The organism is Treponema sp. R6D11, from assembly GCF_054786075.1.
In genome coordinates this window covers 1-312 of sequence record NZ_BDHD01001394.1, presented here as the reverse complement: position 1 = coordinate 312, position 312 = coordinate 1, and the positions used below count along the sequence as shown (strand labels likewise).

Annotated in this window: 1 pseudogene; it reads right to left on the bottom strand. The window is 49.7% G+C overall.

Annotated features, from left to right (window positions below):
* Positions 1 to 312: pseudogene (locus tag ACYVTD_RS18900) on the bottom strand (periplasmic flagellar collar protein FlcA); the annotation flags it as partial.

Sequence of the window (312 nt, the reverse complement as noted above, 5' to 3'; positions counted from 1 at the left end):
TTCGAACCAAGCCCTAAGGTTCAACGTTTCCTTCAGGTTGTCCGTATGCATAAAGTAGAGCAGCATCCTTTCCAGAACGGGGCCCGTCCAGCCGGTGATTCCCAGCACCCTCGCGTAGCAGAAACGCGCGTCTTCATACCTGTCGTAATTTTTTGAAGGATCGGAATCCGCCCACGCCATAAAATTGTCGCCCGCGGCAAGAAGCCCGTCGATGTCGTTTGGCGCGTAATCTAAAAGCTCGTGCTCTAGTATCTTATTTGCCTTTTCGTAATTTAAAAGATAGTACGTTTCCAAGTTGGCGTAGTCTAGGAC